14 protein-coding genes and 1 tRNA gene are annotated in these 16,193 nt (G+C 64.4%); 6 read left to right on the top strand and 9 right to left on the bottom strand.

Translation table 11 applies throughout. The features are described 5' to 3' along the window. Nucleotides 1-23: 23 nt before the first annotated feature. On the top strand, nt 24-905 hold the full coding sequence (locus AC3RCP_RS21730) for a LysR family transcriptional regulator (RefSeq protein WP_053261993.1): 882 nt from the start codon (nt 24-26) through the stop codon (nt 903-905). A 36-nt stretch (nt 906-941) separates the two neighbouring features. Here AC3RCP_RS21730 and AC3RCP_RS21725 read toward each other — a convergent pair whose 3' ends face one another. Continuing rightward, nucleotides 942-1,829, bottom strand: a complete 888-nt coding sequence (locus AC3RCP_RS21725; RefSeq protein ID WP_101338584.1) for a LysR family transcriptional regulator — start codon at nt 1,827-1,829, stop codon at nt 942-944. A 132-nt stretch (nt 1,830-1,961) separates the two neighbouring features. Between AC3RCP_RS21725 and AC3RCP_RS21720 the strand changes: the two genes are divergently transcribed. After that, complete coding sequence (locus tag AC3RCP_RS21720; RefSeq protein ID WP_492570884.1) at nt 1,962-2,948, top strand: zinc-binding dehydrogenase; 987 nt, start codon at nt 1,962-1,964, stop codon at nt 2,946-2,948. 16 nt (nt 2,949-2,964) lie between these two features. Beyond that, nucleotides 2,965-3,444, top strand: coding sequence for a YybH family protein (locus AC3RCP_RS21715; protein ID WP_101338583.1), 480 nt, complete (start codon nt 2,965-2,967; stop codon nt 3,442-3,444). A gap of 130 nt (nt 3,445-3,574) precedes the next feature. Here the strand turns inward: AC3RCP_RS21715 and AC3RCP_RS21710 are convergent, their stop codons facing one another. Then, nucleotides 3,575-5,287 carry an amidase gene (locus tag AC3RCP_RS21710; RefSeq protein ID WP_492570885.1) on the bottom strand — a complete coding sequence of 571 codons (1,713 nt, stop codon included), beginning with the start codon at nt 5,285-5,287 and terminating at the stop codon, nt 3,575-3,577. Between the two features lie 428 nt (nt 5,288-5,715). On the opposite strand from AC3RCP_RS21710, the gene AC3RCP_RS21705 reads away from it, so the two are divergent. Continuing rightward, nucleotides 5,716-5,790: transfer RNA gene (locus AC3RCP_RS21705), tRNA-Gln, on the top strand. A 127-nt stretch (nt 5,791-5,917) separates the two neighbouring features. Here AC3RCP_RS21705 and AC3RCP_RS21700 read toward each other — a convergent pair. Both AC3RCP_RS21700 and AC3RCP_RS21695 read right to left on the bottom strand, forming a co-directional pair. Further along, nucleotides 5,918-6,580 (bottom strand): glutathione S-transferase family protein, encoded by a 663-nt coding sequence (locus tag AC3RCP_RS21700; protein ID WP_101338581.1) that lies wholly within the window; start codon nt 6,578-6,580, stop codon nt 5,918-5,920. Nucleotides 6,581-6,685: 105 nt separating this feature from the next. Further along, nucleotides 6,686-7,291 (bottom strand): LuxR C-terminal-related transcriptional regulator, encoded by a 606-nt coding sequence (locus AC3RCP_RS21695; protein WP_007927901.1) that lies wholly within the window; start codon nt 7,289-7,291, stop codon nt 6,686-6,688. A 113-nt stretch (nt 7,292-7,404) separates the two neighbouring features. On the opposite strand from AC3RCP_RS21695, the gene AC3RCP_RS21690 reads away from it, so the two are divergent. Beyond that, a complete protein-coding gene (locus AC3RCP_RS21690) occupies nt 7,405-9,033 on the top strand; it encodes a hybrid sensor histidine kinase/response regulator (protein ID WP_101338580.1) in 1,629 nt (542 codons plus the stop codon). 127 nt (nt 9,034-9,160) lie between these two features. On the opposite strand, the gene AC3RCP_RS21685 is transcribed toward AC3RCP_RS21690, so the two are convergent. Continuing rightward, a complete protein-coding gene (locus AC3RCP_RS21685) occupies nt 9,161-9,862 on the bottom strand; it encodes an 8-oxoguanine DNA glycosylase OGG fold protein (protein ID WP_007927903.1) in 702 nt (233 codons plus the stop codon). Between the two features lie 120 nt (nt 9,863-9,982). Then, complete coding sequence (locus AC3RCP_RS21680) at nt 9,983-10,873, bottom strand: LysR family transcriptional regulator (protein WP_101338579.1); 891 nt, start codon at nt 10,871-10,873, stop codon at nt 9,983-9,985. A 140-nt stretch (nt 10,874-11,013) separates the two neighbouring features. Here AC3RCP_RS21680 and AC3RCP_RS21675 point away from each other — a divergent pair, with 140 nt between their 5' ends. Further along, nucleotides 11,014-12,438 carry an MFS transporter gene (locus tag AC3RCP_RS21675; RefSeq protein WP_492570886.1) on the top strand — a complete coding sequence of 475 codons (1,425 nt, stop codon included), beginning with the start codon at nt 11,014-11,016 and terminating at the stop codon, nt 12,436-12,438. A 187-nt stretch (nt 12,439-12,625) separates the two neighbouring features. Here the strand turns inward: AC3RCP_RS21675 and AC3RCP_RS21670 are convergent, their stop codons facing one another. The 3 genes from AC3RCP_RS21670 to AC3RCP_RS21660 form a co-directional block, all read right to left on the bottom strand. Beyond that, entirely contained in the window at nt 12,626-14,155 is a 1,530-nt protein-coding gene (locus tag AC3RCP_RS21670; RefSeq protein WP_101338577.1) for a phospholipase effector Tle1 domain-containing protein, read from the bottom strand. 163 nt (nt 14,156-14,318) lie between these two features. Continuing rightward, a complete protein-coding gene (locus tag AC3RCP_RS21665; protein ID WP_492570887.1) occupies nt 14,319-15,095 on the bottom strand; it encodes a nucleotidyltransferase domain-containing protein in 777 nt (258 codons plus the stop codon). A gap of 114 nt (nt 15,096-15,209) precedes the next feature. Beyond that, nucleotides 15,210-15,800 (bottom strand): hypothetical protein, encoded by a 591-nt coding sequence (locus tag AC3RCP_RS21660; RefSeq protein ID WP_492570888.1) that lies wholly within the window; start codon nt 15,798-15,800, stop codon nt 15,210-15,212. Between the last annotated feature and the right edge of the window lie 393 nt (nt 15,801-16,193).

Here is a 16,193-nt window from a genome sequence, read left to right as displayed (position 1 = left end):
GATCCATTAGTGGAGCAATCGGCGTGGAGTTTCTGAACGATATGGCGCTGTTCGTCGAGGTGGTGAAGGCGCGCAGTTTCCGCCGCGCGGCGCAAGCGATGGAGATGCCGAACTCGACCTTGTCGCGGCGCATCAGCGGCCTGGAGAAGGCCATCGGCCTGCGGCTGCTGCACCGCACCACTCGCAAGATCGAACTGACCGAGGCGGGGCAACTGTACTTCGAGCGCTGCAAGCGCATCGTCGAGGAGGCCCGGCTCGCCCACGAGCAACTGGGGGAAATGCTGGCGCGGCCCAGCGGCCTGTTGCGCGCCTCGCTGCCGGTGGATTTCGCCACCATCTACCTGGCGCCGCTGATCGCCGAGTTCGCCGGCCGTTACCCGGGCATCAGCTTCGATTTCGACCTGACGCCGCGCCAGGTCGATTTGATCAGCGAGCCGGTCGATGTGGTCATTCGCATGGGCGAGCCACCGAGCTCGAACCTGATCGCGCGCAAGCTCGCCAGCCTGCCGCGCTTTTTGTACGCCTCACCGGCTTATCTCGAACGGTTCGGCGAGCCGGCTCATCCGCAAGATCTGGCGGGGCATGAATGCCTGCGCCTGCGCTCGCCCAAAGCCGACAACTGGACGCTGTCCCGTCCAGGCGAAACGCTGGAGATCGAGGTGGGCGGGCGCTTCCAGCTCAACAGCGTGGGCCTGATCCGCCGCCTGGCGACGCTCGACCTGGGCATCGCCGTGCTGGCGCAAGGCATAGTCGCCGAGGAGCTGGCCAACGGCAGCCTGTGCAGGGTAATGCCGCAGTGGCAAGCCAGCCCCATCCCTGTCTACGCGCTCACCGAAACCCGCCTGCTGCCGGCGAAGACCCAGCGCTTTATCGAGTTCCTGCGGGAGCGGCTGGAGGAGGGCTGATCGATTCGGGTCGTGCCTGGGCCCTTCAGGAGCGAATCACTGCTGAGTGGACGACACGTCTGTCAGGTAGCCCATGTACCCCTGGGAGAAGTCCAGGTACGCCCGCACGATGGCCGAGGGGTGACGGTGGGACGGGTAGAGCAGATTGATTTGCTGCTCGGGCAAGGGATAGTCGGGCAGCAGCGCCAGCAGCCGGCCTTCGCGGATGGCACGCGCCGCGAGGAAGGGCGGCAGTTCCGTCACCAGGTCACCGGCCAGCGCCCGGCTGCGCAGGTGCGCATAGTCGTTGGTGGCGAGCATGGCCCTGGGCTTGAAGGCCACCTCTCCCAACTGCCAGGTCCCCGGGCTGCCCTGGCTCCAGACTCCGCAGGGGTAAGCATTCAGCGCCTCGACGCTGCGGGGCGGGCCCAGCCGCTCAAGCAACGCCGGGCTGGCTACCAGCAGGTGGCGATAGCTCAGCAGGCGGCGGGCGACCATGGTCTCATGGGTAATCGCGCCGACCCGTAACGCCACATCCACGCCGTCTTCGATGAGGTCGATGCGTCGCTCCGTGGTATGGACGCTGACCTCGACCTGCGGGTAGCGGCGCTGGAACGCCGACAGCACATCCCACCAGGGTTCGAACGAGGGCGGCAACGACAGCCGCAAGCGGCCTTTCAACAGGGCCTGATCGCTGATCACCGCCTGTTCCCCTTCGATCAGCGCCTCGATACCGCGGCTGGCGTGTTCGTACAGGCGCGCCCCCGAGTCGGTGAGCTTGGTGCCCCGTACCGAGCGTTCGAGCAGTTGCACTTTCAGCTGCTGTTCGAGCTCGCGAATGCGTCGGCTCAAGGTGGGCAGGGGAATCTCCAGGCGCTCGGCGGCGGCGGAAAGGCTGCCGGCCTGCGCCACGCTGACAAACATCCGGACGGCGTTGAAGTCCATGGCTGATCCTCTCGTTTATGAGAGGAAGCCTATCTGTTGTGTGGATTATCTTCCAGTTTCGCTTGAAGGATAGTGACGCCACTGCCTTGACGGCAATCGCTCCGACCCACAGCGTACTTGAGGAATTCCAGCATGAAAGCTTATGTGATCGAACAGACCGGTGGCCCGCAAGTCCTGCAATTGCGGGATATCCCGTCCCCCGAGCCGACGGCCGACGAAGTTCAGATCCGCGTCCGCGCCTTTGGTCTCAACCGCGCCGAAACCTATCTGCGCGCTGGCAAGATGGGCGCCATCAGCGCACCTCGGGTGCCGGGCATCGAGGCGGTAGGTGAAGTCATCCAGGACCCCTCGGGTCTGTTGCGCACGGGCCAGCGGGTGGTCACGGCCATGGGCGGCATGCAGTTCACCCGCAATGGCAGCTACGCCGAGCAGGTGACGGTGCTACGCAGCAACGTGATTGCGCTGGATGACACTTCTTTGTCCTGGGAACAACTGGCTACGCTGCCGGAGGCCTACCTCACGGTATGGGGTGCGCTGGACAAGAGCCTGGGCATCCAGAAGGGCCAGACCTTGCTGGTTCGCGGAGGCACCTCATCGGTTGGCCTGGCCGCCATCACCTATGCCAAGGCTCGTGGATTAAAAGTCATCGCCACCACCCGCAACCCGGAAAACAGCCAGCGCCTTTACCAGGCAGGGGCCGACGTGGTGGTGGTCGACAACGGCGATATCGCCCCGCGCATCCGCGAAATCGCGTCTGCTGGGGTCGATGCGGCCCTGGAAGTCGTTGGCGCGCCCACACTGCGAGATACCCTCAAGACCCTGCGCCCCTTCGGTGCGGTGAGCGTGATCGGGCTGTTCGGCGGCGCGCCGATTCTGGAGCAGTTCCACCTGATGCAGGACCTGCCCGCGGGCGTGCGTCTGAACTTCTTCCCGAGCGGCTTGTTCGGTACGCCGGCCCTACCCCTGCAGGACACTCCGCTGCCGTGGCTGGCCAAGGAACTCGCCGCCCAGCGCATACCGTCCATCCATACCCGAACCTTTGCCTTTGACGAAGTCCGCGAGGCGCATCGCCTGATAGAAAGCGATCGCGCACTGGGCAAGCTCGTCGTCGTGCTTTGATCTCAAGGAGAACATCATGGGTATTCGATTGATCACATTGGTGCTTGCCAGCCTGTTGCTGCCCCTGGCTGCCCAGGCTGCCCAGCCAGCCGCCGAGACAGGCGTGACGGCGGCGGTCACCCAACAGCTCAAGCGCTATGAAACGGCGTTGAACGCATCCGACCTTGACCACGTCATGACCCTGTATGCCGGCGACGCGGTGTTTATGCCGCAGAACAGCCCGCCGGCCGTGGGAAGTGACGCGATACGCGCGGCGTATCGGCAGATCTTCGACCTGCTCAGGCTCGACGTGCGTTTCACCATCGATGAAATCCAACCGCTGTCACGGGACTGGGCGTTCGCCCGGACCCGTTCCAACGGTACGGTGAAGTTGCTGAAGGGGGATCAGCCTGCCAGCAGTGAAGGCAATCAGGAGGTTTTCCTGTTGCATCGAGAAAGCGATGGCCAATGGCGTTTTGCACGCTATATCTTCTCGACCACCCAGCCACGCAAGTAGCTGAAGGAAGCAGAGGCGCGGCGCTGCCTTGGAACAGGCCACGGATGGGGCTCGGTGTTCAAGCGCGCTGTTAGCGGGTGGGATTGGAGCTGGTCATGCTCCATCCCGCCCTTGCTTGTTTACCCGCCGATTATTCGCCTGCCAGCAACGCCGGAGTGCGCGGCGGGATCAGGCGTTTGCTGCCGGTGGACTCGTAGGCCGCCGCCAGGCGCAGCAGGTTCGAATCGTCGTAGGCGCGGCCGGCGAAGGTCAGCCCGACAGGCATGCCGATGTCCGGCATGACGCCCATCGGCACGGTGACCGTGGGCACGCCCAGGTGGCGGATGGCGAGGTTGCCGTTGGCCACCCAGACGCCATTGCTCCAGGCAATGTCCGCGGACGCCGGGTCGACATCGGCATTGGCCGGGCCGACGTCGGCCACGGTGGGGAAGATCACCGCATCAAGGCCGAGACGGTCCATCCAGTCCTCGAGGTCGAGCTTGCGGGTTTTCTCCAGGCCGCGCAGGCCGTCGGGCACGCTGGGGATCTGGTCCCAGGGGGTGATGCCGCGCTCGGCCATCTTCACGTACTCGTCCATGCCGGCGGCGAGGTCGCCTTCGCGATTGGGCAGGGTGCCCGGGTCGTGAGGGAAAATCAGCGGGCCGTCGACGTTCACCAGGCGATTGAGCTGCGGGTCGCCGTTGGCTTGCAGGAAGTCATCGAAGGCCCAGGCGGTCAGGTCCCACAACTCATGGTGCAGGAACTCCTTGGACACCAGGCCGCGGTTGAACACCGTCGGCGCGCCGGGGCGATCGCCCTCGCAATTGGACACCAGGGGGAAATCCACTTCGAGCACCTCGGCGCCGGCGGCTTCGAGCGCCTGGCGCGCCTGCTGCCAGAGGCCGATCACCGAAGGGCGGGTGTCGATGCGTTGCCCGGTCGGGCCACCGATCCCCGGCGCCTCGCTGGTGCCCGCCTCGGGGTCGGCGTTGATGTACATGCGCGGCACGCCGAAGCGCTTGCCGGCCAGGGCGCTGCTGCTGGCGGCCAGTTCCTGATAGGACGCCGGGCGCACCGAGGCCACGCTGGGAATCGGCACCCAGGGTTGCAGGCGCCACAGATCGCCACGGGTGTCCGGGTCCTCGGCGACCACCACGTCGAGCACTTCGAGCAGGTCGGCCATGGTCCGGGCATAGGGCACCACCACGTCCATGGTCGGGGTCAGCGGCCAGTTGCCGCGCACCGAGATCACCCCGCGCGACGGGGTATAGGCACACAAGCCGTTGTTCGAGGCAGGTCCCCGGCCGCTGGACCAGGTTTCCTCTGCCAGGCCAAAGGCGGCGAAGCTGGCGGCGGTGGCGGTACCCGCGCCGTTCGACGAGCCCGAGGCGAACGGTGCGGTGAGGTAGGCGGCGTTGTACGGGCTTTCCGCGCGGCCATAGACTCCGCGCTGCATGCCGCCGTTGGCCATGGGCGGCATATTGGTCTTGCCCAGGCAGATCGCCCCGGCGGCGCGCAGCCGTTCGATGGTGAACGCGTCGCGATAGGCGATCAGCCTGGCGAAGGCGGGGCTGCCGGAAGCCGCGGTGAGGCCCTTGACCAGATAGCTGTCCTTGGCGGTGTAGGGTATTCCATCGAGCGGACCCAGGGTTTCACCCTTGGCCCGGCGGGCGTCGGAGGTCTGGGCTTCCTTGAGCGCGTCGGGGTTGCGTACCACTACCGCATTGAGGGCGGTAGGCGTATCGGGGCCGTCGTAGGCATCGATCCTGGCGAGATAGGCCTGGACCAGTTCGACCGCCGTGGTCTGGCCAGCTTCGAGCGCGGCGCGCAGTTGGGCAATGGAAACCTCGGTGACTTCGATCATGCTGTTACCGCCGGCTGCTGAGGGGTGATGTAGTGAAAGTTGCCATCACACTGGCGCTGGGGTTGGGGCGGCTTGGGCACATCGCTTATCTCACAATGGGTGTTCATATTGGTTCTCGTTGCGCGGCACGACGCGACTGGGGCTGGGCTACAACCTGAGCGGGGTATTTTGCACCAAGTTGCCGGCGGGGAATCGTTAAAGGTTTCGCCGTCGTTGTTGGCGGCTGATCGGCGACTGGCGCCCGCCGTATAGCGGTTGCCGGGCATCGGCGGTTTTTACCTCACTCAGGCCCCAAAAAGTAAGTAGCTGTTTTAAAAACAAATTTATGCATCTTTGACTTCACAGACGACGAAAAAGTTGATAAATTTCCGCGCGTTCTTGCAGAGGCCCCCACGGGGCTTGCAGTGAAAGCAAGCAACAGCAGAGATAGGGGCGTCGCCAAGCGGTAAGGCAGCAGGTTTTGATCCTGCCATGCGTTGGTTCGAATCCAGCCGCCCCTGCCATCTCTCATCCCTCCCTCTATTTATCAAACGCTCCCCCCAAGGCACGGCCTCGGCTCCATCCGGATGCTCAAGCGGCCCGCTTTTGTGTGCCCGGAATATTCCCATCACCTCAGCTCTGGTTCGGCGGCTAGCGAAAGCGCGGCGCAATGGCCTCGGCAAACGGGTAGTGGACAAAGTAGGGACGGGCTTCGTCGATGACCCGCTGGAACGAGGGGCGCTGTATCAGCCGCTCGAAATAGGCGCGCAAATGGCGATGGTCATCGGCAAAGGCCACCAGCGTGCTGGCATAGAACAAGGCCGGGGCGGCGGCGCAATCGGCCAGGCTGAAGTCCGGGCTGGCCACCCAGGTCCTCGAGGCCAGGCGCCGTTCGAGCATGGTGTATGCGCTCAGCAGGGCTGCGCGTTCCCGGCTCAGGTCCCCATTGGTGCCATACAGGCGATCGGCGACTATCCGCTGCATCGGCCCCTGGACATGGCAATCGAAAAAACGGTCCCACAGCCGGACCTCCAGCGCGCTGTCCCAATCATCCGGAATCAATGGCTGCCGGCCCCGATAAAACCGATCCAGGTACTCGATGATCACACTCGATTCCGGCACATCGCGCTGCCGGGCGTGATCGCGGATGACCGGGAACTTGCCCAGCGGCCACAGGCTTTGCAGCTCGGCCCGGTCGGCGTCGTTGGCCAGGTCGATGATGCGTTTTTCAAAGGCGATGCCGTGTTCGTACAGGGCGATCAGCACCTTGTGGCAGAACGACGACAGGGGATGGAAATACAGGGTCAGCGGCATGTTCCGGTTCCTCGGTGAAGGGTGGGGCGCACGACGTGCCAGCAGGGAAACCCACACAGTATCGGCCTGCCTGGATGGCCACGCGTCGGCAGGCGACGAACCGGGCTACAGCCCCCCTGAATATTTCACCGCCGCCGCGGCCCGTGATGGCACATTGAGGATGCGCAGCAGCGACGACACATGGATGCGCACGGTGAAGGGCGAGATCTCCAGTTCGCGGGCGATTTCCTTGTTGGTCTTGCCCTGGGCGATCAGGCGCAGCACCTCGTGCTGGCGCGCGGTCAGGGTGGCGCCGGTGCCCAGCGGCAGCAGGCCGGAAGGGGCGAACTTGACCAGTACTTCGCCTTGGCGAATGGCCAGGACCGCCTGGCCGATCTCGTCGGGGGCGATGTTCTTGCCGATAAAGCCGTCGACGCCGGCGGCCATGACCTCGCCGATCAGCGTCTGGTCATCGACCATCGACACCACGATCAGGGTGGTGCGCGGCAATTGCTTGCGCAGTTCGGCCAGCTGGCTGACGCAGGTCAGGCCTGGAAAACGCAGGTCGAGGATCAGCGTGTCCAGTTCGTCACCGGCCCGGGTCAGGGCGAGTACCCTGTCCAGGTCGCCGGCCTGTTCGATCAGCGCATCCGGCAGCAGGCGCTGGACCGTGCGCAACATGCCCTCGCGAAACAGCGGGTGATCGTCGGCTATGATAATCCGGCATGCCATGGGGTGACTCTCCTTGGGTCGAGCTTTCCTTGAGGCAGCTACTTTAGCAGCGGGCCAGGCAACTGCCTGTGGTTCGTGTCGAGTACGACGACTGGCGCACAAGGATGTTCCCCATGAAATTCGAGAAAAACACCGAGCTCGACCAGGCCAACCTGCGCATTATTGTCGGTTCCTGTGCCGTGGCCTATATCGGCGTGCTGGGTTTCCTGCCCGGGCAGCGGGTCGATACCTACCTGCCGATCGTGATCTATATCGTCCTGTTCCTGCTGCTGTCGATCGTCCTGCGCCAGGCCATCGTGCACTGGCCCGGGCATTATCCGGCGCGACGGATCCTGAGCATGGTCCACGACTACACCGGCACCTCGTTCGGCCTGGTGGTCGGCGGGGAGGCGGCGTTGCCGCTGTACGCGGTGATGGTCTGGGTCAACCTGGGCAATGGCATGCGCTATGGCTCGCGCTACCTGGCGATTGCCACGGCCCTGGCGCTAATGGCGCTGCTGGTGGTCTATCGCCTGACGCCGCTGTGGCAGGCGCAACCCTTCATGGTGCTGATGCTGATGATCACCAGCACGGTGATCCCGGTCTACGCCCATATCTTGCTGGAGCGCACGCGCAAGGCCTCGGAGGAGGCGATTGCCGCCAACCTGGAAAAGTCGCGTTTTCTCGCCCAGGCCAGCCACGACCTGCGCCAGCCGATCCACTCCATCGGCCTGTTCACCGCCTGCCTGCGCGAGGCGCGCCTGGGCGACGAAGAGCGGCGCCTGGTGGACAACATCGACCGCTCGCTGCTCAACGTCTCGCAATTGTTCCGCTCGATTCTCGACCTCTACACCCTCGACAACGGGCGGGTGCAACCCCGTTTCCAGACCCTGCACTTGGGCGAATTCCTCGCTGACCAGATGCGGCAGAACGCCGAAGCCGCACGCTGGGCTGGGGTCGAGCTGCGCCTGCGCCCCTGTTCGCACTGGGTCCGGGCGGACCCGGCGCTGCTCACCACCATGGTCCAGAACGTGCTATCCAACTGCTTCAAGTACGCGGCGCGGCGACCGGTGCTGATTGGCGTGCGCCAGCGGGGGGCGGGGCTGGCCATCGTCATCTATGACCAGGGCCGGGGGATTGCCGAAGAACACCTGCCGAACCTGTTCGAGGAGTTCTATCGGGTGCGCGAGCTACGGGACAAGGACGTCGAAGGCGTGGGCCTGGGCCTGTCCATCGTCAAGCGCCTGGGGCAGTTGATGGGGCTCGAGGTGGCGATCCGTTCGCGGCTGGGCCACGGCACGGCGGTGAGCCTGTACGGGTTGCCCCTGGCGCCACCGCAGTTGCAAGCCGCCAGCCTCGACGAGGCGCGGCAGGCGGGGCTGCTGACCGGCTTGAAAGTGTGCCTGGTGGAGGATGATCGCAACGTGCTGCTGGCCACCTCGGCCTTGCTCGAGCGCTGGGGCTGCGTGGTCCAGGCCGAGCTTTGCGGTAAGGACCTGGTCAGCGACTGCGACGTCATCGTCGCCGACTATGACCTGGGCAACCACGCCACGGGCATCGAGTGCATCGACAGCCTGCGCCGGCAGCGCGGCTGGGCGGTGCCGGCGCTGATCCTCACCGGGCATGAGGTGGAGAAGATCCAGGCCGCGTTGCACGACCGCAATATCGCCATCCTGTCCAAGCCGGTGCGCCCGGCCGAACTGCGCGGCAGCTTGCGGGCGCTGCGCCAGCATTCTGCGCCGGCGGTCATGCCCGAGGCGTGACAGGGCGGTTCGGCGAGCCCTGGCCGCTTCCTTCGCGCCGCACAACCGTGGTGCTGGGGGAGGGGGGTCGATTAGCGCAAATGTGCCAGGGCGGTGATTCGCGAACCACTGTGAAAGGCACCGCGAATCAGGGCTCGGCTCCGTGCCGGGCTTTGCGTGTCTCAGGTGCATTGCTGAACATGAAGATTTCTACTCGAGACGGGTCGCTGTACCCGACCTCAAGTGCCACCTGCTCAGTGATTCGCAGGTATTCAAGGTATTGAGAGGGCGTTGGAACGTATCGGTAAGTGGCCATTTTCGCTGTCAGGGACGCATATTCCTGCGGCCTTGTCCGAGTGAGGTACTTATGTATTCTCGAGTCGTATATCTGTGCCCTATGGCCTTCGCTGGTCGTGATACCGCCAAAGTGCAGCAACTTGGTGGTGATGCCGTTCTTGACGTTGGGCAGTGAGTTGACCTGCTCGTATAGCTCGTCGTTCAAGGTGGCGCCTGGGCCAATCTGCTCGAGAATGAACGGGAGAGCGTTCAGTGCGTGTTGAAGCGTTCTGCCGCCCGGCAGCCCGCCACGCGGGAAGCCCCAGGCGATAGCGCTCAGAGCCCCCAGATGGGGATCCTGCTGGAATGCACTGAACACATCCGCTCTGCTCAGGGTGATTGCCTTGGCACCATCGAATACCGGTTGGAAGGCCGCGCCATAACGTTCGAAGCTCGACCACTTCATGCCGATGGACTGTCGCAGGGGGTCGATAGTCCGGGTGCCGCGGAGCAAGTCGACCAGGCTGACAGGAGTGGCAGCCGTCGTGGCTATTTTCTTGTTCACAAGAGTCATTCCAGTGGTAGTGAAATCGTTGAAGCGCTTTTTACCGCGATCCTTCCTGCACGCCCATGGTGAGCATGGCGCAAAGCGCCCGATGACGGCCTTGGATCATCCGTCCCCGTGTTTTTTACCTCACTTTCCACACACCTCCCGCACGCACTCGCGCAACCAGCGATGCGCCGGGTCGCTGTTCATGCGTGGATGCCAGAGCATGGACACGGTGATTTCCGGCGTGGCCAGCGGCAGGGCGAAGCTGTGCAGGCCGCTGCGCAGGTTGTGGGTGTGGCGCTCGGGGACGGCGGCGATCAGGTCCGAGGCGCGGACCAGGGCCAGGGCGGCGGAGAAACCGCCAACGACAGTGGCGATATCGCGCGTCAGGCCCGCCGCCTGCAACGCATCGTCCACCAGCCCGCGACCTGGGCCCAGGCGCGATACCAGCACATGCTCGCCAGCGGCATAACGGGCGGCGCTGATCGGCCCGCGGCTCAGCGGATGACCGTTGCGCACCACGCCGATAAAACGATCGCGGAACAGCGCGCGGGTATGGATTTCCGGGCTGGCGTTGGCGTCCACCACGCCGGTGTCGAGGTCGACCGTGCCGTCGCGCAGGGGCGTGCTGTCCTTGCTGGTTTTCTGCATGAAATGCAGGCGCACCCCTGGGGCTTCGGCGCGCAGGCGGGCGACCAGGGCCGGGCCGAAGTTCTCGACGAAACCGTCGCTGCTGCGCAGGGTGAAGGTGCGCACCAGGCGCTGCAGGTCGAGCCGTTCGACGGGGCGCAACATGGCTTCGGCGTCCTGCACCAGATGGCCGACCCGCTCGCGCAGTTCCAGGGCGCGCGGGGTCGGCACCAGGCCGCGGCCGGCGCGCACCAGCAGCGGATCGCCGGTGGTTTCGCGCAGGCGCGCCAGGGCCCGGCTCATCGCCGACGGGCTTAGCCGCAGGCGCTGGGCGGCGCGCGCCACACTGCCTTCGGCGAGCAGCACGTCGAGGGTGATCAGCAGATTGAGATCGGGTGTGGACATGGCGGCGGTCCTGTCTGGCACAAAAGTGAGATGGCGTCAGGCGCACGAATAACCTGCAAAGGCTGCGTCTTCCGCCATGTTAGACCGCGGGCTAGATTGGCGACAGCGCCATTTCGCGCGGGTCAGAGCGGGAGTGCAGAGTGAAGCCAGTCAGTAGCGGAACAGAACCGGACGTTGTGTCAGTCGGCTGGGCGCTGGCCAGCCTGTCGTTGTCGATGTTGCTGGCGTCGCTGGGCACCAGCATCGCCAATGTGGGCTTGCCGACCCTGGTGCAGGCGTTCGGGGCGAGCTTCCAGCAGGTGCAGTGGGTGGTCCTTGCCTACCTGCTGGCGATGACCGCGCTGATCGTCAGTGTCGGCCGGCTCGGCGATTTGCTGGGACGGCGGCGCCTGCTGCTGGTGGGGATCCTGCTGTTCACCCTGGCCTCGATGCTCTGCGCCGCCGCCCCGACGCTGGGGATGCTGATCGGCGCCCGGGCGCTGCAGGGCGTCGGCGCGGCGATCATGATGGCGTTGACCCTGGCCCTGGTTGGCGAGACGGTCAGCAAGGCCCGCACCGGCAGCGCCATGGGCCTGCTGGGCACGATGTCGGCGATCGGCACCGCCCTCGGCCCGTCCCTGGGCGGGGGATTGATCGCCGGGTTCGGCTGGCAGGCGTTGTTCCTGGCCTGCGTGCCGTTGGGCGGGCTGACCTGGGTGCTGGCTTATCGGTATCTGCCGGCTGCTGGTCAGGCGCGGGCCCTTGAACGAGGCGCGTTCGACCCGCTGGGCACCTTGCTGCTGGCCCTCACGCTGCTGGCCTACGGGATGGCCATGACCCTGGGCCGCGGCCATTTCGGCCTGCTCAACGCCGGGCTGCTGTTGGCGGCGCTGATGGCGGCCGGCCTGTTTGTCTGGGTGGAAGCGCGGGTGGCCGCGCCGCTGATACGCCTGGCGCTGTTTCGCGATGCGGCCTTGAGCGGCAGCCTGGCCATGAGTGCGCTGGTCTCGACGGTGATGATGGCAACGCTGGTGGTCGGGCCTTTTTACCTGGCCCACGGGCTCGGGCTGGAAACCTTTACGGTGGGCCTGGCGATGTCGCTCGGCCCCTGTGTCACCGCGCTGAGCGGCGTGCCGGCCGGGCGCATCGCCGATCGTTTGGGCGTGCGGCCGATGATCCTCGCCGGTCTCGGCGCCATGGTCCTCGGTTGCCTGATGCTGGCGTTGCTGCCGGCGAGCCTGGGCATTGGCGGCTACCTGGCGCCCATCGTTGTCATCACCCTGGGCTATGCAACGTTTCAGACCGCCAACAACACCGCGGTGATGAGCGAGGTGGGCGCCGAACAGCGCGGAGTGATCTCCGGCCTGCTCAACCTGTCGCGCAACCTCGGGCTGATCACCGGCGCCTCGCTGATGGGCGCGGTGTTCGCCGCGGTGACAGGGGACCTGAGCACGGCGAGCGCCGAGGCCGTCGGCAGTGGTATGGGCTTCACCTTCGCCCTGGCCGCGGGGCTGGTGGTCATGGCGTTGTCTGTTGCGCTGGCCAGCCAGCTGCGTGGGCGGCAGGCAGTGGATTCGACGGTTTAGCCCGCAGGCAGCGTCAGCAAAAACCTGACCACCGCAAACATCTTCTGTAGGAGCGAGGCTTGCCCGCGATGACGGACCCTGGTTCGACGCGAGAAGTGGGTTGCATGTAATGGCCCCATCGCGGGCAAGCCTCGCTCCTGCAGATGCGAGGCTGGCGCGGGGCAATTGGAGGTGTTTGGCTGTCGATTTATTGGGGGCTCTCCAGGATCACCGCATCGTTGTTGGTGGCTTTTCTGCGTAGGCCATTGGTTTTCGGACAGTTGGGTTCATAGGTGCCGACAATGCTGTAGTTGCGCGCTAGGTCGGCCTTCAGGCAGCGATCGCGCCTGGCGTAGCCGAGGTTGATCGGGTCATAGCGAGATTCGGGTTTTGGTTCGCGCTGAGGATGAGGTGCTTTCAAATCGCGTTTATCCATTCTCAGGAACACGCTGGCATGGACCTTGTCTCGTTCCACCGGTTTGCGACGAATCAGCCCGGCTTTCTTGTAGGCGACATGGGTCAAACCTGTGGCATCGTGGAATTCATCGTGCAGCGGCCCGCCGATGCACTCGGTTGGCCAACTGCTGCTATTGGCAAAGATGCCGGCGTCACTGACGTTGGCCAACATCCAGCGCAGCGGGATGGTTTCCAGCCCCTGGCCGCCTTTGGCATACGGGCTTTCACCGCACTTGGCAGCATCCGGATCATTGAGGTAACCGCCTCCTATATCTGCATGAACGCCGGCAAACCATACCTCTTCCAATACCTGTGATTTCGTTTGCGGCAGGCCGAAACGCAGCAGGCGGAACGACGCCCGTTGTTCATCCAGGGACATGGCGTGGTAACCGCGCTCGGCGTACAACTCCAGGCGATGTTCGTCGGGCTCTTCCTTCAGGTTGGCGCCCACCGCCGGTACGGTATCGAAGACACCGATGACTTTGACCACGATCTGCTTTTCGTTTTGATCCTTGGGCTCCTCTCCGTAGACCAGGATGTTGTGGCGCTTTCGATAGTCTTTCACCTGACCTCGTAGATCGTCATCGAAACCAGGCACACCTTTGTTTCTCGACTTATAGATGTCGTACATGTCCTCGACCACATCGTGCATATGGCCGGTCCATCCCCATAGGGTACTGTCGTCGCGAGCATCGGCTTTCAGGTTCTTGGGCAGTCCGGCGATTTCGATAAAGCCATTCAAGGAGCGTGCGGTAAAGGCACCACGGCTGAAACCGAAGATATAGATCTCGTCACCTGGTCGGTACGCTTCGATCAGAAAACGGTAGGCTTGGCGGATGTTCAGGCTGACCCCGCTGCCGAACACCGCGCCGAAGGGGGTGGTGATCTTAGTGGCCACACCCTTGTCGTAATAGGGAATGACCCTGGTCCCGTTCTTGGCCTGCTCGAGCGCCTGGTTGTACATGCGCCAGATATTGGTGTTGTCCTCCTTGGTGTTTTCCGTGCCGTCGAGCAGTACCACCAGTTTTCTGGGGCCTTGGTCGCTGTACAGGCAGTTGTTGAGCAGTTGCCAGCGTTTACGGATTTTGAAGTAACCGTCTTCGACGTCGTTGATGTTGAAACCTTCTTTACAGGCGGGTATCTGCGCGAGTTTTAGCGTTGTCCGGGCTTTTGCCAGCAATTGATAGTCAATGTTCCGTGTGGTTTGCAGTTTCAGCACGCTATTGTTGGTTATGGAGCAAGCGGAGAGGAGTACAAAACTCAACAGAAGGGCGATGCGCATATCGAAGGTCTCCGTGACCAGATACAGACGATGGCGTGGTGATGCAGGCAACCGGGGCAGAAGGGCAGGCTCCCGTGGTTGCTTCAGTGACACTAGTCGAGGGTGTTCAAAATGCCATCATTAGGGCCGGATTTGACAGGGCGAAGCCAGGGCAGGTGAGGTATCACCCCGCGTTTTCCCCTGCCAGCAACGCGCTGTAAGCCCGCAACCGCCGCACGAACTCACTCACCGAACCCTGGGGAACATAGGCCTGCTTGAGGAAGAACGCGGCGTACTCGGCCATCCCTGGTTCGGCCGCCGTCAGCAGTTGCGCATGCTCCTCCAGGGTGGTCGGCCAGCCGCGTTCCTGTTCGCCGCGCAGCAGGTTGGCCGAGCGCAGCGCCTTGCGCGCCGCAGCCCGTTGCAGGCGTTGTTGCTGCAACGGTTCGCGGCTTTGTTCCAGCTGCTGAGCGTAGCCTTCCAGCACTTGGGAGAAGTCGCCATTCAGTGCCAGGGCGATGGTCCGGCTCGGGCGGAAAGTCTCGAAGCGCAGCCCCAGGTCATTGCCCCAGATGCAGCGGCACTGATGCTTGAGCCAGAAACCCCAGCGGTAGCGATTGTCGGGCGCCAGCACCTCGTTGAGTACGCCGATGTCGAAATCGATCTTCGACACCTCCGGGTGCCGCGCTTCCAGCGCTTGCCGAGTCTGCTCCAGCCGCTGGTGCTCCGCGGGGCTCGGTGCCCAGGCCAGGACCAGGGTCACATCCAGGTCGGAGGTGCCCGGCCGCGCGTCGCCACGGGCCACGCTGCCGTACAGGTACAGGCCATCGAGCAGCGCCGGAAAACGCCGCGAGAGCATCGCGCACAGCTCATCCACCAGAGGGCTGAATGCCGGTTGCAACGGCTGGTCGGGCAGGGACTGGATAAAACCTTCGGCGTCGACGCCTGGGTACTGCGACATGGTGATCTCGGTGGGGCAATGGCGATGAAAACCACCCGGGCCAGGCGGGCGATTGGCAGACAGTCTGGCTGACTTCACGGATCGCGCAAGCCGGCGCGGTTCAACGCCACGCCGTCACGGGTCGAGGCTCGCCAGATCGTTACCGAGGGGCGTCGGCGACTCGCCGTTGATCGCGCACAACAGCGCCGTGATGGCTTCCCCCTCGACCATGCCGCGCTCTTGCAGCAGGTCCGCCACCGCGCCGACCGCCGGCCAGTAGCGATGCACCAGGCAACTGGCGCGGGCCAGGGCCCGGGATTCGGCGTCGAGCAGCTTGCGCGGTGGCAGCAGGCTGATCAGCTCATGAGCGCGGCTCAGGTCGCCGCGGCCGCTGCCTCTTATCAGCCTGTCGGATCGGCCATGGCGGTAGATCGCTTCGGCCACCGGGCCGGCAAAGCAATGCAGCAGGTCGCGCTCGATGGCCTCGATCATCGATGGCAGGTATTCGGCGATCCCCGGGGCGTCGAAGGCGGGGCGCGGGACCAGGTAATCGGCTTCCACCAACCCCTCTACATAGCGCGGGTTGCCCCGCCGATCGAGCATCGGACCCGCGTCGGCTTCGGCCCTGGTGCGCACGGTAATGCGGGCGATCGGTTGACCGTTCCACCAGAAAGCCAGGGCGTGGCCGGCTTCGTGGATGGCCGTGCAACGCGGGCGCTGGTTCATGGTCTTCTCCCGTGCTCTGTACGCGTCGGGCGGACGAAAAAGGCGGGGCATCAGTCGAAAAAACCGCCAGAGGCCCCCGCGGGCGCTGTCCCTATCATTGGCTTCGGCCGTGGGCCCCGGGTAAAAGCTTGTCCCTATCAACAACCAATAGTCCGGCTATTAGCGATCCGCCACAGAGGGTCTAGCCTTAATTCAGCGCTGGCGCGAGCCGGCCGGATGAGACCTGATCGAGAGATAACGAAGAACGAGTCAGAAGCGTACTGGGCTTACCGTGGGCCACCGTCCTGGCAACTCGCTTGCCGCTCTGCAGCATGCCCTGTGGCCACACCCATCAGTTGAGCGAACTGTGAGCCCCGCAACCTATGTCATTGCTTTCGCCTGTCGCTATTTCGT

It is taken from the genome of Pseudomonas sp. GW822-FHT05A08, from assembly GCF_058800485.1.
The sequence above is the reverse complement of the archived record's forward strand: the minus strand, read 5'-3'. Positions and strand labels throughout refer to the sequence as shown.